Annotated in this window: 1 protein-coding gene; it reads left to right on the top strand. The window is 65.5% G+C overall.

Annotation, left to right across the window (positions count from 1 at the left end):
• Positions 1-101 precede the first annotated feature (101 nt).
• Complete coding sequence (rng, locus tag KDH83_RS30555) at positions 102-1,565, top strand: ribonuclease G (protein ID WP_212322763.1); 1,464 nt, start codon at positions 102-104, stop codon at positions 1,563-1,565.
• The last annotated feature ends 154 nt before the right edge of the window (positions 1,566-1,719 follow it).

Genomic DNA, 1,719 nt, shown 5'->3' with positions numbered 1-1,719 from the left:
CCGTCTCGACTTGCCTGCCCCGGCGGTACGTTTACTATTCGCCTTGTAAGCCGCCCACCCAACTGAATGGAGACGACCGCCCCATGCCCACTGCCACCGCAATGAGCGAAGACATCCTGATCAATGTCACCCCGTTCGAGACCCGCGTCGCGCTGGTCGAGCAGGGAGCGGTGCAGGAACTGCATGTCGAGCGCAGCATCCAGCGCGGCCATGTGGGCAATATCTACCTGGGCCGTGTGGTCCGCGTGCTGCCGGGCATGCAAAGCGCGTTCATCGACATCGGGCTGGAGCGCGCGGCATTCATCCATATCGCGGACCTGCGCGAGAATCGCGGCGAGCGCAGCCAGGGGCTGCCACCCACGCCCATCGAAAAACTGCTGTTCGAAGGGCAGACCATCATGGTCCAGGTGGTCAAGGATCCCCTGGGCACCAAGGGCGCTCGGCTGTCCACGCAGATCAGCATGGCCGGCCGCATGCTGGTCTATCTGCCGCATGATCCGCATATCGGCATCTCGCAGAAGATCGATTCCGAGACCGAGCGCACGCAGCTGCGCGAGCGCTTGCAGGCGCTGATGCCAGAAGGGGAAAAGGGCGGCTTCATCGTCCGCACCCAGGCCGAAGGCGCCAACGACGACGAACTGAACGCGGACGTGGCCTACCTGCGCAAGCTGTGGACCAGCGTGCAGGCGCTGGCGCGCACGCAACCCGCCCCCGCCCTGCTGCACCAGGACCTGACGCTGGCGCAGCGCGTTTTGCGCGACATGGTCGGTCCGAACACGGGCACCATCCTGGTGGACTCGCGCACCACCACCTCGTCCATGCTGGAATGGGCGCGCACCTATACGCCGTCGGTGGTGGAGCGGGTGCGCCACTACAGCGGCGAGCGCCCGCTGTTCGATACCGCGAACGTGGACGAGGAAATCGCGCGCGCGCTGTCGCGGCGCGTGGACCTGAAGTCCGGCGGCTACCTGATCATCGACCAGACCGAGGCGCTGACCACGGTCGACGTGAACACGGGCGGATTCGTCGGCGGCCGGAATTTCGACGACACCATCTTCAAGACCAATCTGGAGGCCGCGCAAGCCATCGCACGCCAGCTGCGGCTGCGCAACCTGGGCGGCATCGTGATCCTGGACTTCATCGACATGGAGGAGCAGGAGCACCGCGACACCGTGCTGGCCGAGCTGAAGAAGGCGCTCTCGCGCGACCGCACCCGCATGACCGTCAACGGCTTCACGCAGCTGGGCCTGGTCGAGATGACGCGCAAGCGGACCCGCGATTCGCTGGCGCACCAGCTGTGCGAGCCCTGCCCCATGTGCGAGGCGCGCGGCAACGTGCGCACGCCGCGCACGGTCTGCTACGAGATCCTGCGCGAAATCCTGCGCGAGGCGCGGCAGTTCAACCCCAAGGAATTCCGCATCCTGGCCTCGCAGGAAGTGGTGGATCTCTTCCTGGAAGAGGAAAGCCAGCACCTGGCCATGCTGGGAGACTTCGTCGGCAAGCGCGTATCGCTGGAAGTGGAAAGCACGTATACGCAAGAGAAGTACGACATCATCCTGGTTTGAAGGATGGCCCAGCAGATCGCCGGGCTCCTCCGCCAGAGTCAGGAACCCCCGGTTGCCGCCCGCACAGCGGCGGCAAGCACGGCAAGCATGCGGCATGCGGCACGACTGACGAACCGGCGTTCGCCGCAATAACCCGCTCCGCTCACACGAACAC

Origin of the sequence: Achromobacter sp. Marseille-Q0513 (assembly GCF_018195695.1) — a bacterium.
Lineage (GTDB): Bacteria > Pseudomonadota > Gammaproteobacteria > Burkholderiales > Burkholderiaceae_B > Achromobacter.
The sequence above is the reverse complement of the archived record's forward strand: the minus strand, read 5'-3'. Positions and strand labels throughout refer to the sequence as shown.

What these genes read in the sequence shown, in the direction of transcription:
- rng (WP_212322763.1), top strand. Translation starts at nt 102, where the DNA reads ATGAGCGAAGACATCCTGATCAATGTCACCCCGTTCGAGACCCGCGTC.